The sequence below is a fragment of the Virgibacillus sp. L01 genome (assembly GCF_052246775.1).
In the GTDB taxonomy this organism is placed as follows: domain Bacteria; phylum Bacillota; class Bacilli; order Bacillales; family Amphibacillaceae; genus Lentibacillus.
The window spans coordinates 153,162-180,105 of the sequence record NZ_JBQQCP010000006.1 but is presented as its reverse complement, the minus strand read 5'-3'; the positions used below and the strand labels follow the sequence as shown (position 1 = coordinate 180,105).

Below are 26,944 nucleotides of genomic sequence, written 5' to 3'. Positions count from 1 at the left end.
ATTTTGAGAAAAGTTTTGTGAACCTGCTTGAACAAGTAAAAAGCCTCCTGCTTGTTAGGCAGAAGGCTTGGTAATTTCATTAACAATTAGTGTGATTGATATTTTTGTTGGAAAAGTTTATTAAAGGATAGTGGACAGTTATAAAAACCTCATTTACTTGTGATACAGTTCACCGTATTGTATCTAAATGAGGGTTAAAAAATATGACAAGACCTAAAAAGGTCTTGTCATATTTACTTCACTCATTACTTCCTTCCATTTCTTCTGAGTTTTCGATCACTGAAGGAAGTGTATACCCTTGTTCATGAAGAATTGCTTTATATTGGCTTCGAAAGCCTTCATTCATTATATTCAAGTAACTCATTCATCTTCCTATTAAATGTTCCATAAGAAGAGGCTAAAAATGCACTATTTAACTCCGAGACAACAAGTACATCTAAAGACATTTGGGATAAATAAAATTCAATTAATCTCCAATTACGATTGGCAAAGTCTATCCCGTTGGGAGGGGATGACATTCTTTTGTTGTCAAACAAATGACCTCTTAACAAGCTAAAGTATTGAGTTCCTTTTAGAAAATCAATTATAAACTCTGGTGGGATACTTTTAGTTTTGTCTACCAATAGTTTGATAAAATCATCTATTTCATTTAACGGGATTATTTGATTATCAACTAAGTTTTTTATTGTTCTCCATCCATCAGTATCACCCCAAAGCAAAAGTTTCCAAATTTCATTAGTCCAAAACTCTCTAATATAACTCTCATCTGCTGAAACTTCATACAATTTATCATCAAATACAACAATAAACTCCCTAAAGATATCCCAGTCACTTTTAATAAAGGTTATAAATCCTTCCCTTAGGACCTGTAATGGTGAATGTGCGATATTATTCCAAAATTGGTATGTAATACTTTCTTCGTCAAATACTTCGAAACTTGTTACATTATCCTCAAAGTAATCATGGACATCTTTTAAAAATACAGGGAGGTCTCCATTCGTCATAGCGTGTGGGATTTCTCTTATGAGAGGTAAAACATCTGTATTTGGGGGTGTATACCTTACATCATAGTGCTTCTTTATTTTCTCAAACAGCCCATCTTTGCCACCGTTAACTATAAACTTACTTGAATTTGATTCAATAAACAACCAAAGGGATTCTACATGAGGGTGACTAATTATATTGTTCTTCGCATGAGCACAATCATTTCTTATAGTTTTCCAATATGAATACTGAGTTCTTATATCATCATTTATTAAAAATGGATTATCTGGGTTTTGTCTATTAACAAAATCAAACACTGTAACATCCCAAATCTTTTCATCTTTTAAGTCATTTATCCTATTCTCCCACATATGTTGCGGTATATTGTCAGGTTTGTTTTGAGCACTCAGTAATCTCTCTCTCAAAATAGTTTGTAACCCTAAGTAACCCATAATGAACGAGGCACGATAAGCACCAATCTTATAACAAAGAACTGACTCATTAAAAAGGTCTCTGGCGTCTCCTTTAAAGTCATTTTCTTCTATCCATTTCTCAAACCTAGTTTTCATAGAATATCACTCCATAAAATCATCGTTTTAAAACTATTCTTTTTTACCCACTACATTCATTATTAACTTCTAATTTAAAGAAGGTTTTTCTTCATCAAATACCGTCCCTTCATATTCTATTTTAATGAGTATAAAAATCAAGAAGTGGAGGAGGCATGAACAGTTTTCCATTGATAACTCGTCCATACTAATATTATAGTGTGCTAATCTGTTTCTTAAGTTCCATCCATATTCCTTGTTTGTTAAATAGTAATCCATGGTTTCCATTTCTTCTTTAGAAAAAAGCAACAATAATTTATTAATATCAGACTTAACATTAAAATTTAAAAGGTTACCTAGTGTAAAGTTCGCTTCTTTAAAAATCCCACTTTCCCCATACATTAGCTTCAAAAACAATTCTCTTAGAAGCCGTTCAATTAGTTGCGAAATAAAAGAACACGCTATAAAGAATTCATTATCTAACACTAACTTTTTTAATCTATTTATGTCATTTGTGAGAAAATCTGAAATCCCTGTAAAATTAGTTATCTCATCAGAAATTTTGGCGAGTTCCCGCCAAAATTTTTCATCATAATTTTTTATTAAGTACATTGTATTTAATATATTTTCTGTTGTCATATTCTTAAATTTAAATGCGAATGATGCTTTTCCATACTTTTCATGGTTAATACCATTCATATTAGACATTAGGTCCATAATGCTTTGACTGTTTTTATCTTCATACTGCATAATCTTATATCTAGATAATACATCTATATATGTCAGCTCATAAAACTTATCTTTAAAATTATCACGTTTCACTTCATTCTTTGCATATTCTTCAGATGAAATCACATGAGATATTCCTTGACTTTCTAAATTATTTTCCAGCTTCTCCTCTTCTCCTGTTAATTTATCTTTAATCAACAGTTCTCCTTTAATTCCTAGTATGCGGCTACCTAGTACGTCTCTCATTAATTTAACTTTTTCAAAGGGGCTTTGATTTTCAAAAAAGTTCGATTTAATTAAACTAGAAAGTTCCGTTTGAAAACCTTTATAGATTTCAGGATATCTTTTCTTTATACGTAATGCTATCTCGATTTGAGAGTCGTAGTCCATGAAAGTAACTGGGGATAATATTATTCTAGTTAATGTAATTAAATTATCATTGTATTTTTTATGAAGTATTTGGTATAGTTCATCATATCGACTAAATAACATAAACCTGTCAGCTAATTCTATTATTTGGCCCCAAACCCTAATTCCTCCCGAATTTTTTGTAGCAATGTCAAGCGACTCATCTTGAACATAAACGTCTGAAAAAGAAAAAATTTCCGTTGGATTATGATTAATGTATTTAATAATTTTCCCTTTTATTTTATTTTCAAGGTTTCCTTTAGAACTAGCAAGATCATAAAATTGATTTAAACTATTTATTATGCTCGAACTGTTTAAATACGGTATAAATTCTTTATATTCAATAAGAACCTTTATTTTTAATAGAACTTCAAACCCATCAATATTTTCTATATCAGAATTAATTATATTAAATATTCCATCTGTAATCTCCCCGTTCGTAAGGTCTTCTGCAAATTTCTTTATATATTGGCTCGTAGCCAAATCATTCAAACCGTAATTCTTAACAGGATAATCTTCAAGCAAATAACCACCTCGTTTAGTAAAGAAACAACACAACTCAAGATTACTGAAAGTTGTGCTGTTTTTCTTTTATTCTTCAGAACGTCTAAAATAAGTCTTCCCCTTAGCATGTGGATAACTTCCAAAATACCAATCTTCCGATCTATCCATCATCACCTTATATAATATTTGTCCATAAAACTTAGCTGCTTCTTCATCATTTCTTCTGCAAGCTTCCCATATAGGTTCATATACTGTTCCCATCCAATTATGCCCCGGAATCCAACTAGATGTATGAACATCTCCTGTGTCAATTATACGATTTAATTCATCAACTATAAGGTCATAATGTTTTTTGTTTAACATCAATAACCTTTCGTTGAACTTCCTTTCATAAGCTACCTTTGTAATTTGTTCTCCTTCAATTGTAAAAAGCATTTATTCACCTTCCCTTGATTAGACAGTTTATATATATAAATTAAAATAGTTATTATTCTTACCAATCATGTTTACGCACTCTTTTATCCATTAAGATAGCATATAAGTAAGAAGGAGCTTGCAGATTTTGTAACGGAACAGTATTATTTAACGGAACATGTGTTAAAGCCTCTTTAAATGTACTTTTTGAAACAGAACGGTTTGTTCTACTCAACTCTATATAATCCCCCTTTACTTTATAAGTAAATTGCCCGCCTCTTATCTGTCTAAATTGTTCTCCTTCGAGTCCCTTAACCCTTTCCCATACGTACTCTATCAACATACTCTTTCCCTCCAAACTATTGAGTCTCACATGTTATCATTTGGGTTTTTTATATCTTCTAAAAAATTATTTAGTAGAGTATCCACTTTTATAACTTGGTAAGATATTATAGTGAAGTTGCACTTCTTCCAAATTTCTTATACCTATTCTTAATATTAATACATCTTTCATATAAACTTCTTCCATATACTCCATATCCAATGATTTCTGTATAACTTTTTTGAATTCTTCATCTAATTCTAATATTACCATAGTTTGGTGGTCAGGGAGTATAAACTCATCAACTCCCTGACCATTACTTAAATACTCATACAAGTCTTTAAATTCCTCTTCAAGATAATCCGCCACTTCTCTACAAAATCGTTGTTTTATTATTTGCAATTCACTGTAACTATGAATCTTTTTCAACTCCAATTCCTCCCATACTTTTTCTGTCCATATTCAGCTACTATACATAGAGCAATCCCTACCGCTGTTCCTAACAAGAAATATTGCAATACTATCTCCTACCTTTTTCATATATTTATATTTGCTCTTTAACAAAGACATAGATAGATACACCAAACATCATTCCGGCTTTAAATAATTCCACCGATTTCATAAAAATCACCTCCCTTGAGGCATTTTTCAGACATTAAAATAGAGAACACAGCCCCAAAGGTGAATTCTCATAATGGTTTAATATACAACTACTATTAGGTAACTTTCATAATTTTATAGCGTTCACCAGTTCATCATTCTTTAATAACCCTATTGCAATATTGGTTTTTGCTTTTTTATCCTGCAATAGGTATACAACATTCTTGGTTCCTCCCTCATAGAAAAACACAAAGCAATTAATATCTATCATACCTTTGGGAACCATTGCCCTTACCTTACTATTAACAATATCTTCACGTTTTATTAATTGGCTATCAACCAACCAATCATAGAAAGCTATCTTTGGATGGTATTTATATATAAACTCCCAGAAAACATCCATTATACTCATAACATTATCTCCTTTTTTATAAATTGATTCTTTGCTTTAAATCCACGAAACCTAGATATTAAAATAAATAGAAAAAGGGGGAGAAAAATCATCGCTGATAGATGAATTTTCTCCCCCTTGAATGGTGAAGTGTCGAACAACTTCTTTATTTAGTTGGATTTGTATAGATTCAATTTCTCTACTTTCCGATATCGTTATCTGTTTTATAACCAAGTGCAATAATTGCTTACGTTGCTCCCTCGTTAGAGCTTCTTTGTAACTTGCTGTAAAGTTCTTCATCACTTGTGCGACAATCTTGAAGTTTATTTCCTTTACCGAGCCTTGGCCCATCTGCTTCTCAATAGGAGTTATTCGTTCTGTGAGCCTCTCTTTTTCTTCGTTCAAACTGGAAAGACGTGTTACAAGATCTGCTTTAATAATGAGCCCTTCTTCATACAAACCCAGCATTTTATCCTTCTTTGACTGGATGGCATCTAGGGACTTTTTAATTGATTCATATTCCTGTCTGATAGGAGCATCCCCATCTTGGTTCTTTCCATTAATTTTGTCCACTATTTGTTGTATAAGAATCTCGTTATTAGCCACATTTGCAATCTTCTTTAATACGTACTCGTCCGCATAATCAGTTCGGACACCATTAGAACGGCAAACAGTAGTACCTTTATTTTTCCATGCACCACATGCATAGTATTCTATTACTCGCTTTGTTCCGTCTTTTTTACGATTGGTTGTTCTGCTAAGCACCATCCCTGCCCCACACATAGGGCAACGCATGATACCAGTCAATGGAAATTCCCCACTATGGACTCGATTGGGTTTCCCTCCTCTAGTTTTCATTATTGCTTGTGCTTTCTCCCATACTTCTTCCGAAATAATCGCTTTGTGTTGTCCTTTTTCCATGATAGGATGAGGGTTGATATTGTTTCGCCGCTTTTCGTTCCAATCTCTCCTAACATTATAGCGAATCACCCCTTTGTATACTGGGTTTGTCACAATAGTTTTAATTGCGGTGATGGAAAATTCTTTATTGCGTTTTGTTCGGTATCCTCCTTGGTTTAGATGACCAGTTATAGACTTGTAGCCATGACCCTCTGTATAAAGTTGAAAGATCTTTCGAACAGTTTGAGCTTCCAACTCATTCACCACCAGTTTGGAGACCTTCTTTTTTGAATTGTCGCTAGGTGTGCTAACCACATCGTAACCAAGCACTTGCCCACCATTCCATGACCCTTCTTTAGCTCGAGCCAGCATTCCCATCTTTACATTTTCCGCTATATTGGCTCGCTCAAATTCAGAAATTGCAGCCATCATTTGAAATTGGAGCCTACCTGCCGGAGTTTCCGTTTCATATTGCTCGGTTATGGAACGAAACCCAATCTGCTTTTTCTGTAACATTTCCACAATAGTAAGCAAATCTAAACTTTTACGTGAGAAGCGGTTCATTTTCCACACCAATACAATGTCGAATTCTTTATTTTGAGCGTCATTCAATAATTGTTGCAAAGCAGGTCTACCGGTGATGTTTTTTCCACTAATCCCCCTGTCTACATATTCATTGTATATAACATATCCTTCCCTTTCACACAATCCCCTGAGCGTGCGTACTTGTTCATCAATACTATATCCTACCTCAGCCTGCTCGGTAGTTGATACACGAGCATAGATAGCCACCTTCTTTTGTTGTTCAACTTGTACATTATCTCTATGAGGGGATAGCTGCTCCACATAACTTTGCATCATCTCCACTCCCTTTCATACTTGCCCCTCTTGAGATAATCAGTCGTGCTAATGTAGACAATGATACATCTTGCTTAGTTGCCAGATGTTCATGTTTTAATAAGAAGCACATGTGGCCAAACACCTTATTACCTTCTTCAGTTGAAGTATCAAACGACTCGGTTGCTGAACAAAGCTCTACGTCATATCTGGCAAGTTCTCTTTCGATAAGTTGTAGCTCTTCCCCCTCAGATGTGAGCGTAAAGACATCCCATACTAAGACTACCCCGAACAATCCATTAGCCGCTTCTTTTAACAATCTCTGCAGTATAGTCTTTTCTTTTGTCTCACCAAGGTAGCTCGGTTCATAATAGATTTTATGAATTTCATATCCTAACCGCTCGTACTTATTCTTTAGTAATTTTACGTCCCGGTATAGTCGGTGTCCTTCTGGTTGTTCCATAGCGGTATTTCGAGTATATATAACAATTTTTTGCTTCTTAGAATAAGAATTATTCATTAATATTTTTTGCATTTGATTCCTCTCCTTCATGATGAGTTAGTTGGTTTGCAATATAATTCGTGACCATCTCCGCTAAAATATCTATCAAGTTTTGATATTCGTGATCAGGGGATTGTATGTTATTCATACTAAGTACCTCCGTCTTATAATATAATTTTCAATCTCTAGTTAAAAAAGGGGGAATAAGGTGGTCAGTCAAAACAAAACTTTTCTAGGAATACATCTACCTATCTTCATCTTATTAAAGTTTTATTTTTGTAATCCCCCACACCCCTTACTAATTTAAAATTCGATACTATTTCTATTAGGTTCATCGTCTAATCCCATAATTGTTATACCATCTATATGAATAATTCCTCTAACCTTCTTTTTTGCTTTTTCGACGCCATAATTTTTTAAGACAACATCAAGGTTTTTCCAAAATACCTGCTTGGACTTAGTTCCTTTATCATCAATTCCTTGAAGACCTAACCAATACAAGTACTTTTTATGGAATTCTGATTGTTTTGTGCGTGAATTTCCATCTAGTTTAATATGTTCTTCAAAAAATTCTGCAACAGGATTCTGTTCGGTATAGTACGATTGATGAAATTGCTCTATTGTCTCACACGAGCTAAACTGGTATTGGTTCCTTCTCAACCGCTTCAAGCCTTCTATTGCTAAATTCAATATCCCAGGAAGCTCTCCTGATAGTTCCTCTATCAAATTTACGTTCCGTTCATCCAGATGAAATGTACGGTTAAAAGGGATTACCATCAATTTCCTAAAGTAACCGTGTGTCACATCCATAGAATCAGGGAGATTATTAACCAAAAACAAAAGCTTTGTGAACGGCTTGTAATGAATTGGTGTACGGTATTTAATATTAATCCTAATAGGATCGCCACTTACAATCGCTTTAAAATTCTCTGTTCTAAGCGGTTTACCACCTGTTTCATTTTCAGATGCAATATTCACCGTTTTATTGATGAGGCTCTCTAAACCAAATTGTTCTCCAAAGTTAGCTAAGGGAATACTACTAATATTTTCACTCCCTACTAAACTTGTTATAATCGAAGCTAGTACACTCTTGCCATTCGCTCCCCCACCAAAATAGTAAAATGCTTTCTCAGCTTTTGTTTCGGCCGTTAAGAAGTAACCCATAATCTCTTGATGGACTTGCATAAGTTTCGTGTCTTCTACAGTAATTTCATTCATAAACTTCTTAAATAATGGGCAATCCGCTTGTGAATCGTATTCAACAGGAATTTGTACCGTAGAAAGATAATCAGGGTGATGCTGAAAGAGTTTAAATGTATCCAAACTAAGCATTCCAGTCTTGAGGTTAATATAGTTGCGATGCGTATTCATTTCATCAACAGTAACAGCTTCACGTTGAATAGCTTTTATCGCTTCACCCTCTAATTTACTTTTCCAACTGTTGTACCGCCCTTCGTGCATCAATGTTCGAACGATTTTTCCCAACTCTACTTCTGATGGTTCATCGTAAAATCCACTTTGGTTGTATATGAATAGTCTTCCTTCTTTAGTCGAACGCACCGAACACCTACGCAGAAAGTGATTTGCAAAAGCATTAGCATTAAATAAATAGCTGTCCTTTTTTTCATCATAAATGAATCCTCTTTCTTCAGAATCCCCAACCTGTTTCATTAAGGACAGTTCTTTTATTAAGTCATCTGAAACTATAGCCTCTGAAAAGGAACCTGCCGATTTATACAAGTCGGTAGCTTTGTTCATTGGTGTTTGGTTGTATTGCTTCAATAATGATGAAAAGTAGTGAATCACATCTCTACTAACCACCATTTGTAATGCTGTCACAAGCATTGACAGACTATCAGGTAGTTTAATAGATTCAAGCAACCTTATAGTACAGTTGCTTGAATCAAGTAATTTTATTCTTGTAGCTTTGTAAGGTGAAATATATTCAGATATTTGATTATAAACATTAGCATTTTCCAATTCTTTCAGCTCCTTTTTTAAAATATTTTATTCCTTTATATTTTCTGTTACATGTAGAACCTCAAGCTTCTCATAAGCACTACCCGTAGAAGAATACTTATGGTAAATCCTCCCTACGCCTGTTAAACCAACCAAGTCATTCATTGTTATCTTCTTCCCACTGAAAACTGCATTAAATGGTGTTAAAAATTTTATAAGTTGAGATTGTGGATGGGAAGAAACATTAAACGTCATACTCATCTTTTTCTCCCCTAATTCCTTACTGTATATAGAAAAGGCAACTCTAAACTGATTTTTAACACCAAGCTTCGTCTTAACATTTTCTTTGTAATAGGTTTTATCAATTCGGTATTCATACTTTCCTTCACTTATGTTAGCCTGCCTTATAAAACTAGGTGTTCCTTCTTCATTAAAGTAAATGGTAGGGTTCAACGCATTTTCTCCTAAACTTTGGTTTCCTATAGTTTCGTTTTCCATGTTAGCCTCCTCCATTTTCTTCTGGGTTACTGTTTCTTCCTTTTCCTGTTCAGCTTTAGCCTTTTCACTTTCTAAAATTGGTCGTTTTACTTTTCTCAAAGCCATTACGCCACCACCTCCAGTCGTTCGTTCAATATTAGAACTTTTATTTCTTGCTCATCTAGCCCAAAACATTCAGAAGTAAATTGAGGTGAAAAATTAACCAATTGGTTTGGAACAGGCCATACAGACCTTATGGGGTCTTCGATTAAACACCGTTCAAGGAACTTGAGATTTATAGTCTTTGTATAGCTTAAGAATGCTTGAAATTGTTGTATTAACGATAAATACTGCTCTCGTTTCATGACCATTTGAAAACCCTTTGTGTACCAGTGGAGCTCAACTCTTCCAGTGAAAACTACAATCTCACTTGGAACTACCGACCAGCTACCTACTGTATCCATGAGCCTTTGAATTCGTTCAGTTTGACTTAGTGCACCCGGATCTATATCAGTATTCATAACAGCAGACATTCGATATAATGCATTGACTCCATCATGATGATCTTTCCTTATGGAGTAAGAATCTATTGGTTGGTTTTGTGGACATAAAATTTTCATTTTGTTAACCTCTTCCCTTTTAATTTATGAATTTATGAGCTTACTTTTCTTCAATCATCTTCTGAGAACGGAAATTTGTGTATAACCAAATTTTGAAACCATACAAATATAATTGATTCCCTTCTTACTTCGTAAGCAACAGGTTTTATATCGCACTTGTCTAAATCTTTAATAATGGATCGCACCGCTTCCCCTTTTTTTCTTTTTGGTATACCATAAAAGGGCTTTTTCTTATAACCTTTTACCTCTGCAAATGCCATTACGTTTTTTAATGTGTTAACGCCATCCAGAAGCTCCATACTTTTCATAGAACCTTCACCAAAGGAATCCACCTCATCTAAGTCCTTTTGTAAATCTGAGAAAAAACAAATACGTTCATAATTTTCTTGAGCACTTTTAAAGAAAGTCAAATCACCCTTATATTGCTTTTGCACATGCTTTTTTAATGATTCCATTGTACTTTCCTCCCTATTTATAATCGTTCTGTGTTACTGACGATAATACTAGGTACATAAAAAACAAAAAACGGTTGAATCGGGAAAGAAAAATCCCGATTCAAACTTGTTATTTTTATAGAATTTCTTTTTATTGTCCCTAATTATTAGCGTTTTTTCCTCTTTACTTGAGTACTTCCATATACCAGCAATCAATACTAAAACACAAAAAAACTCACCTAAACATAGGTGAGTTTCATCATTACACATATTTATTTCATTGAAATTTTTAATCCCATTGCATCAATAAGTTGATTTATCCTATAAACCTCCTTCATATATTCCTTAATCGTCTCCATATATCCTAGGTCATCATACCAATCATAGAATCCGCCTATGAAGCCTAGCTTACAAGTACGTAAATCCACAAATTGATCTTTCATTTTCTTACAGAAACGTTCTGCTTCCTCATCACTTTGTAACCATTGGGTATTGAAAAGAATGGGTAATCGCCATATACATTTAATTGATTCCTCTTCAATTACCATTTCAGATGGGGGGCAGGTTAACTTTTTAAGCTCTTCTACCATATCTAAAAATACACCATTTTTTTCACTTGCCTTGTCAGTCGCTAGAGGTAAACAAGGTACAAAAAAGCAAATATAATCAGCACATAAATAACATTGCTCCACATCATGTACGTATTTTTCGTAGAATTCCTCACTATAATACCGACTCTGGTACTCCTCGAAATAAATTTTGTCACCTACATTCAAGTTTCTTAGCTGACCTTCATTCTTAATTGTATCGATTTCGCCTTTACACATTTTATTGCCTCCTAATATTTTTCTTTTTACTTACTGGTGTTTCTAAAAACAACTATACAAAGCTTACGGAGATTAAAAAATGGCTGAATCGGATTTTTTTTAACCCGATTCAGCCATTTTTATTTTATAGAGTGTTCTTTTCTATTGTATCTAGCTCTACAGCATACTTTTTTGTAACTACTTTTTTTATTTCATTTAATTTATCACCGAACTGTTCTTCTTTCATGAGATTTTCCCAATAAGAATCTGTGTAATATTTACTTATATCGTAACCAGAGTTAATAAGCCCACTTAATTTTTGAAGATGCTTTATCGATTCATTAACAACGATTCTTTGGTTGTTGACCCCATTTACACTCTCTACTGCCAAAATCATTTCACTCACCGCATCTACTAGTTGAACTGACAATCCTATTTTATTTTCCACTAGCAGTTCAGGATAAGCACATTTTACAAGAATCTGCGCTATAATAGAATCTAATTCAGCATCAAGAACTTCTGAATTTATAATGGCTGTTTCTACTTCTCTAATATTTACAAGGGTTTCCTGAGCAGTCACTTTTTTACCGAAAGTGTCCTGCACCATTTCCTTGGTTATTTTTTCACTCCATGTTGTATGTTTTAACAAGCCCATGCATTTGTATGCCTCCAGTAACCAGTCTAGATTTGAGTCAATGACTTTTTGTGACGGAGCTTTTTCCTTTGATATAAAAGCTTCAACAGTCTTTTTCATCGAATCATATTTTTTTTGCTTGGTAGCGCGTAACATAATTATTAGAAGAGTCATTTCTTCTATGGTCCAATGTTCAGCTTTAAATGGTGGGAGCTCTCCATTATAGTCATTTATTCTCTTATATTTTTCAAGAGACTTAATAGTCTCACCCCTGTTACTGTTTGCCGCTTCCTTATTAATAAATTTTAAAACAGTTGAAAGTAATTCAAGACTTTTTTGTAATCCTTTTTGCATCTTCTCTTTATCAGCAATAAAATCCTTTATAGCACAATTAAATAGAGTATGATTTGAATATTTTTTCTCCAATATTTCTCCTCCTAATAATGACCACTGTCCTTTAAAATTAACTTTCTAATAAGGACTAAAATTTTTCAATATAAATATATTATGCAGGAAAACTGAAGGTGCTGTCGAATTTAGTTAGTATTGGGAATTGATAAAAGAAGTTAATCCCCATATAGGAGACTTAACTTCTTTTATATTGTAAGTAACTACTTCTCCAGACATTTAACTTTTAAATTTTATTTCTTATTTAATCTAAAAAATCGTTTAAAAAATCTGAAATATCATGTATGATTATTTTATAATAAACCGATATGGAGATGATTATTTATGTCAAATCAAGATTCATTAGTTTTAGAGTTGTTTAATCGTGTAAAAATGCTTGAAGAAAAAGTTGCACTTTTGGAAGTTGAAAAGGGGAATCAAAGCAGCGAGAATGAGGTTATCGACAGCGATCATGAACAAGAAAAAAAAATAACCCGATCTGTTGCTCGACAATACGTGATCGATGAGATTAGAGAATTAAATTCGACCTTCAATGTTATAAAAGGAAATAGATCTACAGCTGCAGACCTTATCATTAAGGGTAAAAGTACTATAAACTCAAAGTTTTATTACAGCAGAAGTTATATTGAGGATTATCCTTCCTCCTGGTACACAGTCAAAAAAAATGATGTAACTGATAAAGCTATTGATCTTTATATTTTCACTTTAGCTTACGAAAATGAATTTCACACGTTATTAATTACCCCTAGTGAACTAAAAATGTTGGTCAAGGATAAGCAACCTGATAACAGTAATAAGTATCATTTTTACTTTCATAAACGTGGTGAGCGTTTATTAGAAGTTCGTGATGATGAAATTAATGTAACTAAATACTATGAACGTTGGAACATCTTAAATGAATTATAACTAACTTACTCTATAGACTTGATTTGATTTGTTGAAGAAGGAAACCTAAATAATTGCTTAGGCCTCCTTCATATAACTCTTTAACAATCTGAAGGAAATAACATGGTTTGTTTGTCTGTATCATCAATTATCCAAACAGTCATTGTTTTGGTATTAATCTTACCACTAATATTTATAAATTCCTCTCTCATATAAGGCAGTTCTTGCTTATTAGTTACTCTTAACCCCTTATTGTAAACGTTAATATCAAAAGCCTGAAAATAATCCATCTTTTCTTTTCTTTTTGTAGCTAATAAATCCATTAGTTTCCACAAGTTCATTTGCAATTCTAGGTTTAATGCTTCATTAATTGCCTTAGTCATATATCGGGACTTAGGTTGTTCTTCCTCTTTACTTACCCCCTGTGAATAAATTTTTTCATACACTTTTTTACCATCTTTAAGGCAAACTAAATAGAGTGGATAATCGGTTCCCTCCTTAAAGGCAATTCCGATTATCCACTCTGATTCTTCTTTGTAGACATATGTTTGAAAAACTACTGGGTTTGGCAATAGTTTATTTACTTCAGTAGAAACAATATCTTTATCAATTTCATCCAAATATAACAATAATGCCTCTTCTCCCAACTTTTCACCATCAACAGTAACCTCGAATTTTTCTTTCAATAATTTTATGACATCATCCCTAATATTCAATTATTAATTCCTCCTTACAAGTATCCTTTTTCCTTTAATGATATAAATTTGTCATCACCTATAATAATATGGTCAAGGAGTTCTATCCCAACTATCTTTCCTGCTTCAGAAATTCTTTTTGTAACATGAATATCCTCCTGACTTGGTTCAGGTTGTCCACTTGGATGATTATGTCCTACAATAATTGAAGCTGCGTTAGATAAAATTGCAGGCTTGAACACCTCTCGTGGATGCACTATAGATGCATTTAAGCTACCAACATGACAAACATTCAAAGAAGTCGGCTGATTTTTTGTGTCCACACAAATTACAAGAAAATGCTCTCGGTCTACATCACCTAAGAATTGTTTTATCAGTTCATAACCATCTGCGGGAGAACGGATTGCTCTTTCCTTATACAAAATTGAAGATTCTTTTAAAAGCTTTAGACTTACAATGTTAACCCGTTTAGCAGGCACATGTTTATCCTTGTCTTCTTGTAATATAGATAATTGCTTAACTATTCCATTTTTGTAAAGTTGTTCCATTAAATTTCCTCCTCTTAAAACAAAAATCCCCATATGCCATTAAAATGAACATGATGGGGGAAATTAATAAATAATTATTCAAATATATAATATATATTTAAATTTTTAATTATTGCTTATTAAATATCTAAGTATAATTTTTTATTACTGCATTGCAATTATTATATAGGTTATTGGAAAAGTTCAAAAACCCATGTTTAGAGGAAACTGTTTTTGATTCAACTTCAAGACCTAAGATTATCTTATTTCCAACTTCAATTTTTTCAAACACATTGATATCGCCTAAAGAGTAGCCTTCTTGTGGTGCTACAGGATATGCTAAAAGAACTACTCTATGACCCGAAGCATATAAGAATGCCAAAGATTCATAAATATCTTGTTCCACTATCCTCTTTCTTCCTTTTTCTACATGCCCTTTGTATTTTGCATCAAATATAAAACCTTCTTGCCCACCGTTTGATATTAATAGATCAGGGATTACGTTTACATTTTCAGTAACCCCTGAGCTTCGTTGTCGTTCTCCTAACACAAATGCATTTTGTCGCTTCACATTTTCCATTCCAAAGCCGCTAATGATTGCTGAACTTAAAAAATCTTCCCATACTTTCCATGTATTAAGTACATATCCTGGTGCAATTGAATTTTTTGAATGATAAACAAGCCCATATCCTTTTAAAATATCTAAAGATAGGTTATACAATTGTTGCCATCTAGATAGTCTGTTAGGTAATTTATTACTTCTAACATTAATATAATTAAGTTTTTTTTGAGGTGTAAGTAATTGGATGACTCTTTGTATTTGTGCAATTAAATTTGGTTCCCTTAGACTTGGCAACAGCTGTTTAGCGGCAGTAACTATAACTGAGTTATACTGATTCATATGGTCAAAGAACAAACCTTCTTGTTTATACCCTTCTCCATCAGGAAAAAACAAGGATTCAGGATCTACATCACCATCTATTGAAAAATCTTTAAAAGTTCTTCTACTATAAGTTCTTAAAGAACGCCTATGATTATCCCAATACATTTCCACAAATGCCCTCGCAATTAGGGTGTGCAGGTCCCCTTTTTCACCTGGTTTAGACAATAGTTTATCAGAATTCAATAACTTCCCACTCGTCGACAAGGTGGCCAAATAAAAAAAGTCTTCTCTCCAACGGTGATTTATCGAATCTAAACCTAAAAACTTAGGTGCGACTTCAATTTCAATTGATGGGCCAATTCTTAAAATTCCTGCAAAATCAGTAATTCTTATTTTATCATCGCCTATGTTGATAGGATTTTTTGAATAACCTAGTATGCGTTTGACCCGATCTCCTGCTTTGTTAATCATTTGTATTAAATCTTCACGAGATAAATCTGTGTCCTGCATAATTTGTTCAATTACTGGTTTCGGAGCACCATATTCTATTACAGATATCCTTTTCACGATAGCCTAACCCTCTGACACTGCTTTTAATAATTTGTAAATATTTTGGTTATCGATTTCATCCAACCCTTGTAAATCTAGTCTAGGTTCTCCGCCAAACGTAACTTCTTGTAATTGAATAGGATGTGATCTTATACCACTAGTTACATTTAGTACTGTAGCCATCCCATATATATCTCCGAAGAAAACTTCTTCAATATGTTCTTGGACATAACCCCAAAGTTCAGTAACCTCTTCAAGTGCTTTATCTAATTCCATACTAGGTGCTTTGTCATTAGTAAGAAATACTCCATGTCCTAATTGAAATTCTTTTCCCTTGCCTAAACGAATTCGATTATTTATAGCACTTAGTGCTTTAATTGCTGCTTCATAAACTGATGATGCATTTTCTGGAGTTGATGGCAAGTCATTATCATTTTCTTCTAATGTAAAGTATTCCCTAAGTACTCCATAATTAGGTTTTAACCTATATGGCGCCCATCTTCTTAAGAAAGCGACGTCTAGAGGTTCAACAGATGTATCTGCTTGATTCATTGCAGCTATTATATAGAGATGCTGTGGAAGAGCATATTCTATAATATCTCCTGTCTCAGGATCAAGTAACTCAAAGTACTGAGTATTAATGGTACTAGTGTTTTCTTCTTTTAACCTCTTTTCAGGCTCAATACCAGCAATACTTCCGCCAAATACTTGAACGGCAGGTCCTCGATTAATTTCATCAATTATTAGCAGTGATGCCCCTCCTTGTAATTTGGCATGTTCACTTGCTCTGTATAGAGTCCCACTAACTACTTGAAACCCACTCTCTCCATTTGTTAATGGAGAGAGTCCTGATACAAATTCACGATGTTTAGTTTGTTGATGGAAGACAGTTTTAAATATTTTTCTCTCATCTCTACCTTCAGCTGGCCAGATATTCTGAAAATCCTCATCTTCAGATTCAACCTCACGAGGTATAGCCACAGGTGACTCTGGTACTAAAACTGGCGAAGATGCAGGTACACTAGTGACAGGCGCATCTATAAATGCATGACCTACTTCATTCAAAAGTCTAGATTTACCACAACCTGGTGGTCCAGAAAGTAGTACATTCTTTCTTCTTTTTAACAAACCTAAAATTTCTAAGGCTTCATCTGAGTAATTAGCCATGGTTACAAAATTCACTCCCTAATTCAAAATCTACAAACCCAGAAGTGGCCATTTTTGAGCGTTTTTTAGAATTATGACAGCCCAAAATCATATCTCGTACATCTTCATGCCACTCATTTAATAATGCATTTTCGGTAGCAAAGCTAGGCCATACTTTTCCTTCTCTGTCCTGAATAAATAAAATAAATACCGTTCCTTCTTGCTCTATAGGAATTTTATCAGCCGGTAGAAATTTGTCGATATTTGCTATTCTCCCTTCATTCCCTCGCGCACTTGTAGGAGGGTGAAAATATGCATCCTTTGAAACCTCCCGGCCGTCCTCATACCAGTAAAATTTACCAGAGGCAATTCCTTTACCATCAATATGTGGGAACATTTCTTCAAATGCAGTTTTAAACTGGGAATAAGGACTAAACCGTAAATCTCTTGCTCCTCCACCTGAAGCTGTATTATTTGATCTAGCTTCAAATTTCCTCCTATCACCTGCAAGTAATTCTTTAAACACAATTCTTTTTACAGAAACTTGGGTTTGGCTCATCTTTTAACCATCCTTTACATAATATTTTACCAATAGAAATATATTAACCGTATGTCCAATTGATATTATATTACTTCTAACGTAATTAATCAATGATAATATGTATTTTTTTTGCGTTTAACGTAATTAATTGGTAATATATATAATATACTTAAAGAAAGGTTCGATGACCATGACTGTCAAACTAAGACTATCAGAGTTGTTAGGAATTCATAAAATGAGCCAAAAAGAATTAGCACAAAAAACAGGAATTAGACCTGCTACAATATCAGCTATCTATCATGAACAATTAAAAAGAATTGATATCGATCACATAAATTCTTTATGTAAAGTTTTAAATTGTGAGCCTGGGGATTTAATAGTATATATTGATGATGATAAAAATGGCGATTTTGAAACGTTTTATAATAGGTATTCAAACAAATCCAAATTAAAAAATATTGACATGAAACTTGAGAATTCTGACTATGGTGTAGTAATTAGAAGTAATAATAACACTAAACCCAATGAAGTGTCTGAAAATATTAAATACAACATAACTCGAGAATACATTGAAGACATTTTACTTGATATACTAAATGACAAAAAAAATAAGCATCATGATTAAGATCATGATGCTTATTTTTTCTATCTATCCCGGGGTATATGCAATTGCATTTAAATCCATTGCTTTATTGACACGATCATCAATTCTTCTAAAACCTCCTGTTATTTCTTCCACATTAATACTACACTGCTTGTAAACTTCAATAATGTCTAGTGATATTGGTTGATTATTTATACTCAAATATTGATACAACACTAGGTCCCGGGTGATATAAGAACCCTTTCCCCTGTTATATAAACAATTATCTCCCGGCAGTCCCGGTTGTTTTCTATCTAACAAAGGAAATTGATATAGGACAAATGCAATATCAGGTAAGTTTAATCCATAAATATTTGCTACCATTGCATCTATTTCCGCTCTTATCTCTTGCCTCTCATTAGCATAAATAACTGGTTTTATTTCATCACTCTTAATTTCTCCATTATAAAACTGAATTAATTCTTCTCTTTCTTCATCCATATATGGTGAAAGTAATGTTAATTTGGCTGAGTTTATTACCAATTTTTTACCAGAATCTGAAAATATATCTATTAACGGTAAAGGCAATTGATTCCAATGGAAAAAGTTTATTGTAGTTGACATTCTCAACCTCATTAGCCAATCAAATACAAATGAATTCGTTAAAGCAATCCATAACAAATTATGAGCTATGTCATTTGGAGTTAATCTAACTGTCGGTACTTTATTTCCAGCTACATTATATCCGGGAATCAACGCAGTTTGAACAGCTCTTTCATTGGTTTGTCCCGCTATGTCGCAATACCCTGGTCTTGCTTTATTAGCTTCAATATTTTTTTTATCAACTTCATTTTTTGGAACGTAAAAGTGTGGCAAAATTTTTTTAGAATCCCAACTTAGATCCTGCCACTTAGCTTGCCTACCTTCTCCAAATAAATACTTTTTGGCTGCAAAATCAAATTGGTTTAACATACGACCTTCATACAATGGATAATAATCGTGAAAACCTTCATTAATCGATTCTTTATGAACAAAAAGATTACTATCATTTGTCATATCTAATTCCCTATTGAATTGAATTTTCCAACCATCAGTAGAATTAATAAGTGGATGGACTTTATAAATCTTCTTAAGTAAATCTACTTCGTATTGTGATTTAATATCAGGTAACGTTTTATAGTTCGGACTTAATTGTTCGATTAAATCACTTGGGATTTTTAATAAATCATTATTTTTCAAACAATTATTGACTTCTTCTAATGACCTCAACATAAACCTACATTTAATGTCAGTTTCAGTAGTTTTAAACTTTTTAAATATTAATAATGCATACTTATACCTGCTATCTATAGGAAATATTTTATCTCTGTTTTCAACAGTGAATAACAATTGAATGTTGTTTTGATTAAACAACAGTTCACGCATTCCAGTAGTTCCCTCAGACTGTGTAAACGCGCCTGGAATTATATAACCTACGTACCCCTTTTCACATGTAAGATTATAAGCAAGTTCTAGAAAATATTTGTATAAATCTCTATCTCCACCTTGTTTTCTTCCGTTAATAACATAAGCCTGATGTTGAAATTGGGGGGAATTATTGACTGCTTTTGAGTATCTACTAACTTCCTTCTTATGGTCATTCCATAACTTCTTATAATATTCTTGAGAAAGGAGTTTTTCTTCAACGTATTTTTTTAATGCTTTTCCCTGCATACCTTTTATTGTTAGGTCATAATGTACAAAAAATTCCTTTAAATGAGCTTTTACTTTATTCCATGGTGGATTACCAATTACTCCATCAAAACCATCAGAATTTTTATACACATTTTTAAATGAAACTTGCCATATGAAAGTTTTACTATTTCTTCCCCTTTCTATTAACTTATCATCTAAGAGTTTACCTCTCAATTTTCCTACGAAAAAATCTTCATATTCTTCTTCCAAACTCCTAACTTTGTCTCCATTTAACAGTGTACCAACCAAATAGTAATTTAATAATATTAATTTTTCTTCATCATAATTATTCTTATTCAAATTCCAATCCGTAGCTAATAATGAATCTCCTTCAACAAAGTTTCTTTTTACTGAACTTATTGGAAGTTGACTGTCCCCTACTTCTAACCACAATGAGTAAATTGTTGATTTTAATGCGTTAGGATTAATATCTACCCCATATAAACAATTATTTATTATTTCTTTTTTGTAAGAATTATTATCTATGTCTTTTTTAGAAAGCTTTTTAATATGAAATAATATTCTTTTTAGAGCAGACAGTAAGAAAGAGCCAGACCCAACAGCTGGATCTATGATTTTTAAGTTCAAAATCTCTTTAATTGTTTTATTAGAACATAAAGGGTCAATTGTATTTTTTACGATAACATCAATTAATTCATCTTTAGTATAATAAGAACCTTTTTCCCTTCTATTGTTAGAAGAGCCGTTTTTATTTGCTAAAACGGTTAGGTTGCTTTTTTCCCAAGAATCTTCTACTAAAATACTCAATATATCTATTTTTAGATTTGATTCTTGCATTACTTTATTAAGTTCTTTTATATGTGAATGTAATTCTTCATCCCATTTCTCATTAGTGATATCTTGATTTCGTAAGTTTGAAACTTCCATTTTTAAATTAAATGTTATATCTGTACCTTCACATAGCTTTATTAAATTTCTTTGATTAGCTAATAATATAAACAATAAATCAGTTAGTATTGAAATTGTTTCTTCGTAAATATCACTTGTGTTTCTTTCAGGATATAATTTTTTTCTTTGATTAAACAATAAAAAGCTTAGAGCAAAGATTCTTTTCTTAATTTCTTTATAGTCTAAACTAAAAGAGGACGTTTTATGTGTAACGCCCTTGGAATCTGTCGCTTTAATACTCATTAGAAACCCCCTCTACAAGTTGTTAATTTACAACCTCAACATAATAAAGCATCTCTTTTAAATCCTTTATTTTTTCACTTTCCGGGTTATTACTTCTGAACCTTTTATAATCTACTCCCCAATATTTCGGTTCTCCTCTGGTCGATAAGATATCTAATATTTCATTATGAGATATATGACCATCTGTACTATAACTTAAGAAGATATGTCTTGCTTTAACATTAATTACCAAATCATGTAGTGCATTACTAGCTTCTCTTTTATAACAATAAGCAGAAGTTTCATCACCTTGTCTTGGTCTTTGCCCTGTTTTACCCCAGATTTTAGGATTATCGCCAATTGCAAGGGTTTCAGGAATATGATAATAAGCATTATATTGTCTCTTAGTATAAGGAGGGTCAATATAGACTATATCTGCAGTTTTTAATTTTTTCACTAGATTATTGGCATCTTCATTAAACACACTATATTTCCCATTAGAATAGAATAATGGATACCTTTTAAGTTCAATTTCCTCTAGAGCTCTATTATACCAAGACTTAAGATATGCTCCGTAGGTACCTGATATATTTGCAACTTTATTAGTCGCTAGGATTAAACTCGAGATTAATAGAGATCTTTCAATATCGTCAATAAGTTTATTCTTATACCAATAATTAATCTTTGTTCTGATTGCATCTATTTTTTTTGCATTACTATCAGTAAAATATTGCCTCGGTTGACTCAGGTGTTCGGCTGAACCTCCAGGAGCATATTCTTTATAAAATAAACCTTCTAATTCTGGTGAATCATTTAGATACTGTAATACTAAATCGTAAGGTTGTTCAAATAAAGTACTAACATTAACCTTGATATTTGGTAATAAGTTCTCAAATCGAGGTTCTTCATTCACTAATAATCCAGCCTTAGAATATATAAACGAGCTAATAAGTTTATCATTAGTTATAACATCAAACCCTAGGTTTTTTGCACCAACAGCAACTGATGTTGTTCCCGTAAACAAATCTACAAATAGTCCACTTGTTAATTTTGTTTCTTCAATCACTTTATGTAAGATGAAATCTAATAATTTTTGCTTATTTCCTATAAACCGTACAGCCATGTTGTTACCCCACTTTATATTTATCCCAATAACAAATTATAGCATAAATTTCGACATAGACTAAGAAAGTAATATTTACCACAAAGAAAAACCTCATTTACTTGTGGTACGGTTCCCCCCTATTAATCCTAAACCCCCGATAAATCTGCTCCAACAATATAAGTCTCATTACCTGATGCGGAAATGTCATTTTGGAAAATGATAAAGCGAGGTTACTTCGCTTTTGGACCTCATCACTGATACCTAGTGAACCGCCGATAACAAATGCAAGCTTACTTTTTCCGTAGGTGGCAAGCTCGTCCATTTTGGCTGCAAGTTGTTCGGAGCTTAGCATTTTGCCATTGATTTCGAGCGTTATGACATGGGTATCCTGTTTGATGTTAGCGAGAATGCGTTCGCCTTCCTTTTGTTTTACGTCGATCATTTCAGCGTCGCTCATGTTTTCAGGGGCTTTTTCATCGGCGACTTCGATGATTTGAACTTTTGCATATGTACTTAACCGCTTTAAGTATTCGTCAATGCCCTGCTTGAGGTATTTTTCCTTTAATTTTCCTACTGCGATAATCTTTATGTTCATTGAAATTCATTCCTTTATGGACTTCTTTTGTTTACATTGTATCAAAGAATGACGATACCGTATTACAGTATCGCCATTTCATTCAATTAATCAGACTTCCTCTCTTCTTCTCTTTGTTTCGTCATGAAAAGGGACAGTGGTTGTTCTGATCCAGTCATCAGTTTATAGACATATGTGGAAGTAAGATTATAACTGTTTTCAATACTTTCTGCTATATAGTTAGTTCGTTCGAAAAGAATGGATCGAAACTGATCAATTTGCCTTAACGTTTTCTCCATAAGGGCTTCTTGGTTTTCCAGTCGGTTTATTACTTGATCCTGGTTATCGTCTTGCGTGGAAATCCGCTCTGACATCTGCTTGTTAAGATCATACAGCTCACTCATGTGTGATGCGAGTGCCTGGCTTGAGCTTTCATATTTTCCTAGCTGGTCTACAATAGCCTGATTCGATTCGCCTAAGCGATTGACTTGTTCTGCAATCTCCTTATTTAATAGGCCACCGTTTTCTAAGATATCCTGCAGTTTTGCATTATTGCTATCTAACGTTTTCAACCATTGGACAGCCTGATTCTCGAAATTTTTATGCTGAAGGTTACTTTCTTTTAATACTTCCAGCTGTTTGCCAACCTCCTGCCATCTGCCTGCCTGTGTATTAGTTTGCTGGTGGTATAACGATTTTAAATCACGAAAGGAATTGGATAATGATTTATTCAGTTCTTTCTGTTCTTTTATCATCTCGGAGAAATAATCTACGCGAAAGTATCCCTGGTTCGGCTCCAGGATATCGCTGCCATTCATATAGACGTCTGGATGATCATTATTATTAATATATAATCCCATCTCTTGGTCACTTCCTTATTCATAGTATTGTATTATCCTATGCGTATTATGAAAAGACGGGACAATAATCCAGATTAAGCAAGCTTAAAATGTTCCGGCACTTTTTCATGAATTTTGCGTTAATTCACTATATATAGTATATTGTGGACAATATCTTTTATAGAATAAACTGTGTTAGTACCATCACATCATGTACGATAATGGCAAAATCATTGAAAGATGATGACGCAAAGCTATAGGGGCTAAGTTGGATTTTCCAATAAGTCAGCCAGCTTTCGAATACACTCCTTATTCCTGAAAGGGGGATGTGATTTGGATACTGAAGATGTTCTGAAGATTATTAACAATGATATTAAAATGCTTAAATCCTTGATGTATCAGGTTAAGGCGAATGGAAGTGATTTTACAGATCCATCATTAATACAAGTTAGTCAACTACTAGATGTGAAGCTCAACCAACGAAATCAACTTTTGTCGATTTAGACAAATGAACTCAATTAATCCTACCTTTATGTTTTTCTGGTACTAACACTGCCTTTCTATACTCCGTCCATTTGTGGGGTATAGCTTTTTTTGCATTTAAAGGAAAATACTCGATTATATGGTAAAATAGTAGCGTACTAATTTTATATTTTTATAGTTGGATGTGAAATGATGAGTATCGAAAATAAACCAAATATGCGGATCATAAATATGCTGTTATTTTTCATCCGTTTCTTTACCAGAAGACGTTCAAAAATAGTGATTGAACGCAATGACACCCTTCACATGAAACCGCCTTATATTATTTTATCTAACCACGTAAATAACTGGGATCCACTGATTCTAAATAGTTATGTAAATGAACCGATTTCTTTCATTGCTGCTGAACCTCTTTTTCGAAATCCTTTCTTAAAAAGAATATTAAACTATGTTGGTGCCATCCCAAAGATGAAATTCAAAAATGATACGAGCACGATTAGAGGTGTACTGAAGGCTAAGAAGCATAATAGGGTTATTGGTATTTTCCCAGAAGGAAACCGAAATTGGGACGGTGACACGGAGCCGCTTATTTACTCAACCGCTAAATTAGTTAAGCTGTTGGACATCCCTGTTATCATTACAACAATTCGCGGCGGGCATCTGACTCATCCAAGGTGGGCGGATCAACATCGCAAAGGCTTGATTTCTATCTCCTATAAAAAAGTATGGGATCAGGGAGCATTTACTAACGATTCACCTGACGTCATTAACCAGAAGCTAACCGAAGCGCTTTACCATAATGAAATGGAGTGGCAGTCTGAGATTGCAGGTGAATATCAGGGGAAAAATCTAGCAAACTACTTGGAACGCCTGTTGTTTGTTTGTCCACATTGTAGAATACCTGGACAGCTGCATTCGCACGATGACCTGTTTGAATGCCGAAGTTGTGATTATACCGTTCGTTACACATCCTTGGGAACATTTGAGCAAGTGACACCTCCCATCTATTATTCTACACCCCGTGATTGGAATAAATGGCAGCTTGAATTTTTGAAAGAGACTTTACTTGATCCGAATTGGCAGCAGAACTGGAATGAGGCAATGCAGGACCATGTTAAGCTGTTTTTATCTGAGGACAATAAACCATTCCGTCTTGTTTCTAAAGGAGATCTAGAGTGGAATAATACAACAATTACGTTTAATGGTGATAATGAGGAGCAACATGCATTTGCATTTCGGGATATGGAAGGGATTAATATTCAGTTTCATCATAAGCTGGACTTCTTTTATGAAAATCAATTTTATCGAATTGTATTTTATCAGCCCGACACCTCAGCGTACAAATGGCTAATGGCAATCAAAACCGCACAGGAATTGGAATCTAAACAATCAGATGAGGTGATATCATGAGTAACTCCTGGTCATTTGTACTCGATTTTGCTCTTTTATCTTTTTTAATTGTTATTGCCGCTGTATTAAAAGCTAGAATACCAGCCTTAAGGAAATTAATTGTACCAACGTCCATGATTGCTGGTTTCCTAGGGTTAATCGTTGGACCTGAACTACTAGGATGGATAAATTTTGATAAGGATTTACTTGGAAACCTGGTTTACCATTTAATGGCCATTGGCTTTATTGCTTTATCGTTAAAAGAACGGCAAGTGGAAAATAGTCCAGCTGTTATCAACTCAGGTCTCATGATCGTTTCAACATACCTCATCCAAGGGTTGGTCGGCTTTGGTTTATTCATGATACTTGTCCAAACATTATATCCAGACTTTTTCCCAGGTGTTGGACTATTGCTGCCACTCGGATTCGGTCAAGGACCCGGGCAAGCATATTCGATAGGTACACAGTGGGAAGAACTGGGACTTGTTGGTGGCGGGAACCTTGGTTTAACGATTGCCGGGATAGGCTTTATTTGGGCAACGGTAGTCGGGATTATCCTAATGAACCTGTTAGCCCGCAACAAAAAGTTCCAGAAAATCGAATCTGGCCCAGTCAAAACACATAAACAAATGGTAGAAAGATCAGAGCCAGATGAGATTTCATTAAGTGATGCAATCGATAAGCTAACCTATCAAATAGCATTAATCGGCTTCATTTATCTTGTTACATATTTGACTATATATGGGTTAGACAAAGTATTGACGCCACTTGGAACATTTGGAGCAACTTTTGCCCAGCTAATCATTGGATTCCACTTTTTAATCGGAAGCTTGTACGCGATGTTTTTCCGAACTGTTTTAAATCGATTAAAAAATGCAGGGCTTCAGCTTGAACATTCACCGAACAACTTTTTACTGCAGCGAATTTCCGGTTTTTCGTTCGATTACATGATAACCGCATCAATCGCTGCTATTTCGATCTATGCATTACAGGAGTATGCTGTCCCGATTCTGATATTAACTACCTTAGGCGGCTTTGTAACCATAGCGTTTTTACTTTGGATTGGACCGCGCGTGTTCCCTGAAGATAAACTACCAAACGTATTAGGATTTTACGGCATGCAAACTGGTACAATTTCAACTGGAATGGCACTATTAAAAGCAGTAGACCCAAAATTCCAATCCAATACAGCAGATAATATGGTGATGGGTAGTGCAACAGCAATAATGTTTGGGTTTCCTTTATTACTGCTCTTAAATGTGCCAATCGTTGGGTATGTTCAAAACCAGCCAATCATGTATGTCTATACACTTATTGGATTACTTGTTTATTTCCTGGCGCTTGTTGGGGCCTTGCTGTACAGGACACGAAAAACGGTATAGTTAGTTGGATGGAGCGGGTTC

The 26,944-nt window shown here is 33.8% G+C and carries 29 protein-coding genes and 1 riboswitch; of the genes, 5 read left to right on the top strand and 24 right to left on the bottom strand.

Annotated features, from left to right (window positions below):
* Positions 1 to 338: 338 nt before the first annotated feature.
* From ACTWQM_RS12950 to ACTWQM_RS12880, 15 genes are all read right to left on the bottom strand, one after another.
* A complete protein-coding gene (locus ACTWQM_RS12950) occupies positions 339 to 1,553 on the bottom strand; it encodes a hypothetical protein (protein ID WP_443258581.1) in 1,215 nt (404 codons plus the stop codon).
* 69 nt (positions 1,554 to 1,622) lie between these two features.
* Positions 1,623 to 3,194, bottom strand: coding sequence for a hypothetical protein (locus tag ACTWQM_RS12945; RefSeq protein ID WP_443258580.1), 1,572 nt, complete (start codon positions 3,192 to 3,194; stop codon positions 1,623 to 1,625).
* A 66-nt stretch (positions 3,195 to 3,260) separates the two neighbouring features.
* A complete protein-coding gene (locus ACTWQM_RS12940) occupies positions 3,261 to 3,608 on the bottom strand; it encodes a hypothetical protein (RefSeq protein ID WP_443258579.1) in 348 nt (115 codons plus the stop codon).
* A 58-nt stretch (positions 3,609 to 3,666) separates the two neighbouring features.
* Positions 3,667 to 3,930 carry a hypothetical protein gene (locus tag ACTWQM_RS12935; protein WP_443258578.1) on the bottom strand — a complete coding sequence of 88 codons (264 nt, stop codon included), beginning with the start codon at positions 3,928 to 3,930 and terminating at the stop codon, positions 3,667 to 3,669.
* A gap of 66 nt (positions 3,931 to 3,996) precedes the next feature.
* A complete protein-coding gene (locus tag ACTWQM_RS12930; RefSeq protein ID WP_443258577.1) occupies positions 3,997 to 4,338 on the bottom strand; it encodes a hypothetical protein in 342 nt (113 codons plus the stop codon).
* 298 nt (positions 4,339 to 4,636) lie between these two features.
* Positions 4,637 to 4,921, bottom strand: coding sequence for a hypothetical protein (locus ACTWQM_RS12925; RefSeq protein ID WP_443258576.1), 285 nt, complete (start codon positions 4,919 to 4,921; stop codon positions 4,637 to 4,639).
* Positions 4,922 to 4,972: 51 nt separating this feature from the next.
* Positions 4,973 to 6,658, bottom strand: coding sequence for a recombinase family protein (locus ACTWQM_RS12920; RefSeq protein WP_443258575.1), 1,686 nt, complete (start codon positions 6,656 to 6,658; stop codon positions 4,973 to 4,975).
* The gene (locus tag ACTWQM_RS12915; RefSeq protein WP_443258574.1) at positions 6,624 to 7,172 is read right to left on the bottom strand and encodes a recombinase family protein; all 549 of its coding nucleotides are present in this window, start codon (positions 7,170 to 7,172) and stop codon (positions 6,624 to 6,626) included. Before ACTWQM_RS12915 ends, ACTWQM_RS12920 begins: the two co-directional genes overlap by 35 nt.
* A complete protein-coding gene (locus ACTWQM_RS12910) occupies positions 7,150 to 7,287 on the bottom strand; it encodes a hypothetical protein (RefSeq protein ID WP_443258573.1) in 138 nt (45 codons plus the stop codon). Before ACTWQM_RS12910 ends, ACTWQM_RS12915 begins: the two co-directional genes overlap by 23 nt.
* Before the next feature lie 155 nt (positions 7,288 to 7,442).
* Positions 7,443 to 9,119, bottom strand: coding sequence for a DNA primase family protein (locus tag ACTWQM_RS12905; protein WP_443258572.1), 1,677 nt, complete (start codon positions 9,117 to 9,119; stop codon positions 7,443 to 7,445).
* A 27-nt stretch (positions 9,120 to 9,146) separates the two neighbouring features.
* Positions 9,147 to 9,701, bottom strand: coding sequence for a hypothetical protein (locus ACTWQM_RS12900; RefSeq protein WP_443258571.1), 555 nt, complete (start codon positions 9,699 to 9,701; stop codon positions 9,147 to 9,149).
* The gene (locus ACTWQM_RS12895) at positions 9,701 to 10,195 is read right to left on the bottom strand and encodes a hypothetical protein (protein ID WP_443258570.1); all 495 of its coding nucleotides are present in this window, start codon (positions 10,193 to 10,195) and stop codon (positions 9,701 to 9,703) included. The genes ACTWQM_RS12900 and ACTWQM_RS12895 overlap by 1 nt, the downstream gene beginning before the upstream one ends.
* Positions 10,196 to 10,245: 50 nt before the next feature.
* Positions 10,246 to 10,650 carry a hypothetical protein gene (locus tag ACTWQM_RS12890; RefSeq protein WP_443258569.1) on the bottom strand — a complete coding sequence of 135 codons (405 nt, stop codon included), beginning with the start codon at positions 10,648 to 10,650 and terminating at the stop codon, positions 10,246 to 10,248.
* 251 nt (positions 10,651 to 10,901) lie between these two features.
* Positions 10,902 to 11,456, bottom strand: coding sequence for a hypothetical protein (locus tag ACTWQM_RS12885; RefSeq protein WP_443258568.1), 555 nt, complete (start codon positions 11,454 to 11,456; stop codon positions 10,902 to 10,904).
* 124 nt (positions 11,457 to 11,580) lie between these two features.
* On the bottom strand, positions 11,581 to 12,495 hold the full coding sequence (locus ACTWQM_RS12880; RefSeq protein WP_443258567.1) for a hypothetical protein: 915 nt from the start codon (positions 12,493 to 12,495) through the stop codon (positions 11,581 to 11,583).
* A 306-nt stretch (positions 12,496 to 12,801) separates the two neighbouring features.
* On the opposite strand from ACTWQM_RS12880, the gene ACTWQM_RS12875 reads away from it, so the two are divergent.
* Positions 12,802 to 13,383 carry a hypothetical protein gene (locus ACTWQM_RS12875; RefSeq protein ID WP_443258566.1) on the top strand — a complete coding sequence of 194 codons (582 nt, stop codon included), beginning with the start codon at positions 12,802 to 12,804 and terminating at the stop codon, positions 13,381 to 13,383.
* Between the two features lie 80 nt (positions 13,384 to 13,463).
* On the opposite strand, the gene ACTWQM_RS12870 is transcribed toward ACTWQM_RS12875, so the two are convergent.
* The 5 genes from ACTWQM_RS12870 to ACTWQM_RS12850 all read right to left on the bottom strand — a co-directional run bounded on the left by ACTWQM_RS12870 (position 13,464) and on the right by ACTWQM_RS12850 (position 17,721).
* A complete protein-coding gene (locus ACTWQM_RS12870) occupies positions 13,464 to 14,078 on the bottom strand; it encodes a DUF960 family protein (protein ID WP_443258565.1) in 615 nt (204 codons plus the stop codon).
* 14 nt (positions 14,079 to 14,092) lie between these two features.
* Entirely contained in the window at positions 14,093 to 14,605 is a 513-nt protein-coding gene (gene radC / locus ACTWQM_RS12865) for a RadC family protein (protein WP_443258564.1), read from the bottom strand.
* Between the two features lie 127 nt (positions 14,606 to 14,732).
* The gene (locus ACTWQM_RS12860; protein ID WP_443258563.1) at positions 14,733 to 16,034 is read right to left on the bottom strand and encodes a 5-methylcytosine restriction system specificity protein McrC; all 1,302 of its coding nucleotides are present in this window, start codon (positions 16,032 to 16,034) and stop codon (positions 14,733 to 14,735) included.
* Between the two features lie 6 nt (positions 16,035 to 16,040).
* Positions 16,041 to 17,183: an AAA family ATPase gene (locus ACTWQM_RS12855; protein ID WP_443258562.1), complete on the bottom strand. Its 1,143-nt coding sequence runs from the start codon at positions 17,181 to 17,183 to the stop codon at positions 16,041 to 16,043.
* Positions 17,176 to 17,721: a hypothetical protein gene (locus tag ACTWQM_RS12850; protein ID WP_443258561.1), complete on the bottom strand. Its 546-nt coding sequence runs from the start codon at positions 17,719 to 17,721 to the stop codon at positions 17,176 to 17,178. The genes ACTWQM_RS12855 and ACTWQM_RS12850 overlap by 8 nt, the downstream gene beginning before the upstream one ends.
* Positions 17,722 to 17,887: 166 nt before the next feature.
* On the opposite strand from ACTWQM_RS12850, the gene ACTWQM_RS12845 reads away from it, so the two are divergent.
* Positions 17,888 to 18,328, top strand: coding sequence for a helix-turn-helix domain-containing protein (locus ACTWQM_RS12845; RefSeq protein ID WP_443258560.1), 441 nt, complete (start codon positions 17,888 to 17,890; stop codon positions 18,326 to 18,328).
* 24 nt (positions 18,329 to 18,352) lie between these two features.
* On the opposite strand, the gene ACTWQM_RS12840 is transcribed toward ACTWQM_RS12845, so the two are convergent.
* The 4 genes from ACTWQM_RS12840 to ACTWQM_RS12825 form a co-directional block, all read right to left on the bottom strand.
* Positions 18,353 to 21,172 (bottom strand): Eco57I restriction-modification methylase domain-containing protein, encoded by a 2,820-nt coding sequence (locus ACTWQM_RS12840; RefSeq protein ID WP_443258559.1) that lies wholly within the window; start codon positions 21,170 to 21,172, stop codon positions 18,353 to 18,355.
* A gap of 22 nt (positions 21,173 to 21,194) precedes the next feature.
* Positions 21,195 to 22,274 carry a DNA adenine methylase gene (locus ACTWQM_RS12835; protein ID WP_443258558.1) on the bottom strand — a complete coding sequence of 360 codons (1,080 nt, stop codon included), beginning with the start codon at positions 22,272 to 22,274 and terminating at the stop codon, positions 21,195 to 21,197.
* 97 nt (positions 22,275 to 22,371) lie between these two features.
* Positions 22,372 to 22,851, bottom strand: a complete 480-nt coding sequence (gene rlmH / locus ACTWQM_RS12830) for a 23S rRNA (pseudouridine(1915)-N(3))-methyltransferase RlmH (protein ID WP_443258557.1) — start codon at positions 22,849 to 22,851, stop codon at positions 22,372 to 22,374.
* Between the two features lie 86 nt (positions 22,852 to 22,937).
* The gene (locus ACTWQM_RS12825; RefSeq protein WP_443258556.1) at positions 22,938 to 23,690 is read right to left on the bottom strand and encodes a hypothetical protein; all 753 of its coding nucleotides are present in this window, start codon (positions 23,688 to 23,690) and stop codon (positions 22,938 to 22,940) included.
* Between the two features lie 192 nt (positions 23,691 to 23,882).
* Positions 23,883 to 23,970: riboswitch (cyclic di-GMP riboswitch) on the top strand.
* A gap of 32 nt (positions 23,971 to 24,002) precedes the next feature.
* Here ACTWQM_RS12825 and ACTWQM_RS12820 point away from each other — a divergent pair.
* The 3 genes from ACTWQM_RS12820 (at position 24,003) to ACTWQM_RS12810 (ending at position 26,923) form a co-directional block, all read left to right on the top strand.
* Complete coding sequence (locus tag ACTWQM_RS12820; protein WP_443258555.1) at positions 24,003 to 24,173, top strand: Spo0E family sporulation regulatory protein-aspartic acid phosphatase; 171 nt, start codon at positions 24,003 to 24,005, stop codon at positions 24,171 to 24,173.
* Positions 24,174 to 24,344: 171 nt separating this feature from the next.
* Complete coding sequence (locus ACTWQM_RS12815) at positions 24,345 to 25,562, top strand: lysophospholipid acyltransferase family protein (RefSeq protein ID WP_443258554.1); 1,218 nt, start codon at positions 24,345 to 24,347, stop codon at positions 25,560 to 25,562.
* Positions 25,559 to 26,923 carry an S-layer homology domain-containing protein gene (locus ACTWQM_RS12810; protein ID WP_443258553.1) on the top strand — a complete coding sequence of 455 codons (1,365 nt, stop codon included), beginning with the start codon at positions 25,559 to 25,561 and terminating at the stop codon, positions 26,921 to 26,923. The genes ACTWQM_RS12815 and ACTWQM_RS12810 overlap by 4 nt, the downstream gene beginning before the upstream one ends.
* Positions 26,924 to 26,944 lie beyond the last annotated feature (21 nt).

Coding starts and splice junctions, on each gene's coding strand:
- ACTWQM_RS12950 (WP_443258581.1), bottom strand. CDS start 1,553: ATGAAAACTAGGTTTGAGAAATGGATAGAAGAAAATGACTTTAAAGGA.
- ACTWQM_RS12940 (WP_443258579.1), bottom strand. CDS start 3,608: ATGCTTTTTACAATTGAAGGAGAACAAATTACAAAGGTAGCTTATGAA.
- ACTWQM_RS12935 (WP_443258578.1), bottom strand. CDS start 3,930: ATGTTGATAGAGTACGTATGGGAAAGGGTTAAGGGACTCGAAGGAGAA.
- ACTWQM_RS12925 (WP_443258576.1), bottom strand. CDS start 4,921: ATGAGTATAATGGATGTTTTCTGGGAGTTTATATATAAATACCATCCA.
- ACTWQM_RS12920 (WP_443258575.1), bottom strand. CDS start 6,658: ATGCAAAGTTATGTGGAGCAGCTATCCCCTCATAGAGATAATGTACAA.
- ACTWQM_RS12915 (WP_443258574.1), bottom strand. CDS start 7,172: ATGCAAAAAATATTAATGAATAATTCTTATTCTAAGAAGCAAAAAATT.
- ACTWQM_RS12910 (WP_443258573.1), bottom strand. CDS start 7,287: ATGAATAACATACAATCCCCTGATCACGAATATCAAAACTTGATAGAT.
- ACTWQM_RS12900 (WP_443258571.1), bottom strand. CDS start 9,701: ATGGCTTTGAGAAAAGTAAAACGACCAATTTTAGAAAGTGAAAAGGCT.
- ACTWQM_RS12895 (WP_443258570.1), bottom strand. CDS start 10,195: ATGAAAATTTTATGTCCACAAAACCAACCAATAGATTCTTACTCCATA.
- ACTWQM_RS12890 (WP_443258569.1), bottom strand. CDS start 10,650: ATGGAATCATTAAAAAAGCATGTGCAAAAGCAATATAAGGGTGATTTG.
- ACTWQM_RS12885 (WP_443258568.1), bottom strand. CDS start 11,456: ATGTGTAAAGGCGAAATCGATACAATTAAGAATGAAGGTCAGCTAAGA.
- ACTWQM_RS12875 (WP_443258566.1), top strand. CDS start 12,802: ATGTCAAATCAAGATTCATTAGTTTTAGAGTTGTTTAATCGTGTAAAA.
- radC (WP_443258564.1), bottom strand. CDS start 14,605: ATGGAACAACTTTACAAAAATGGAATAGTTAAGCAATTATCTATATTA.
- ACTWQM_RS12855 (WP_443258562.1), bottom strand. CDS start 17,183: ATGGCTAATTACTCAGATGAAGCCTTAGAAATTTTAGGTTTGTTAAAA.
- ACTWQM_RS12850 (WP_443258561.1), bottom strand. CDS start 17,721: ATGAGCCAAACCCAAGTTTCTGTAAAAAGAATTGTGTTTAAAGAATTA.
- ACTWQM_RS12845 (WP_443258560.1), top strand. CDS start 17,888: ATGACCATGACTGTCAAACTAAGACTATCAGAGTTGTTAGGAATTCAT.
- ACTWQM_RS12840 (WP_443258559.1), bottom strand. CDS start 21,172: ATGAGTATTAAAGCGACAGATTCCAAGGGCGTTACACATAAAACGTCC.
- ACTWQM_RS12835 (WP_443258558.1), bottom strand. CDS start 22,274: ATGGCTGTACGGTTTATAGGAAATAAGCAAAAATTATTAGATTTCATC.
- rlmH (WP_443258557.1), bottom strand. CDS start 22,851: ATGAACATAAAGATTATCGCAGTAGGAAAATTAAAGGAAAAATACCTC.
- ACTWQM_RS12825 (WP_443258556.1), bottom strand. CDS start 23,690: ATGGGATTATATATTAATAATAATGATCATCCAGACGTCTATATGAAT.
- ACTWQM_RS12815 (WP_443258554.1), top strand. CDS start 24,345: ATGAGTATCGAAAATAAACCAAATATGCGGATCATAAATATGCTGTTA.
- ACTWQM_RS12810 (WP_443258553.1), top strand. CDS start 25,559: ATGAGTAACTCCTGGTCATTTGTACTCGATTTTGCTCTTTTATCTTTT.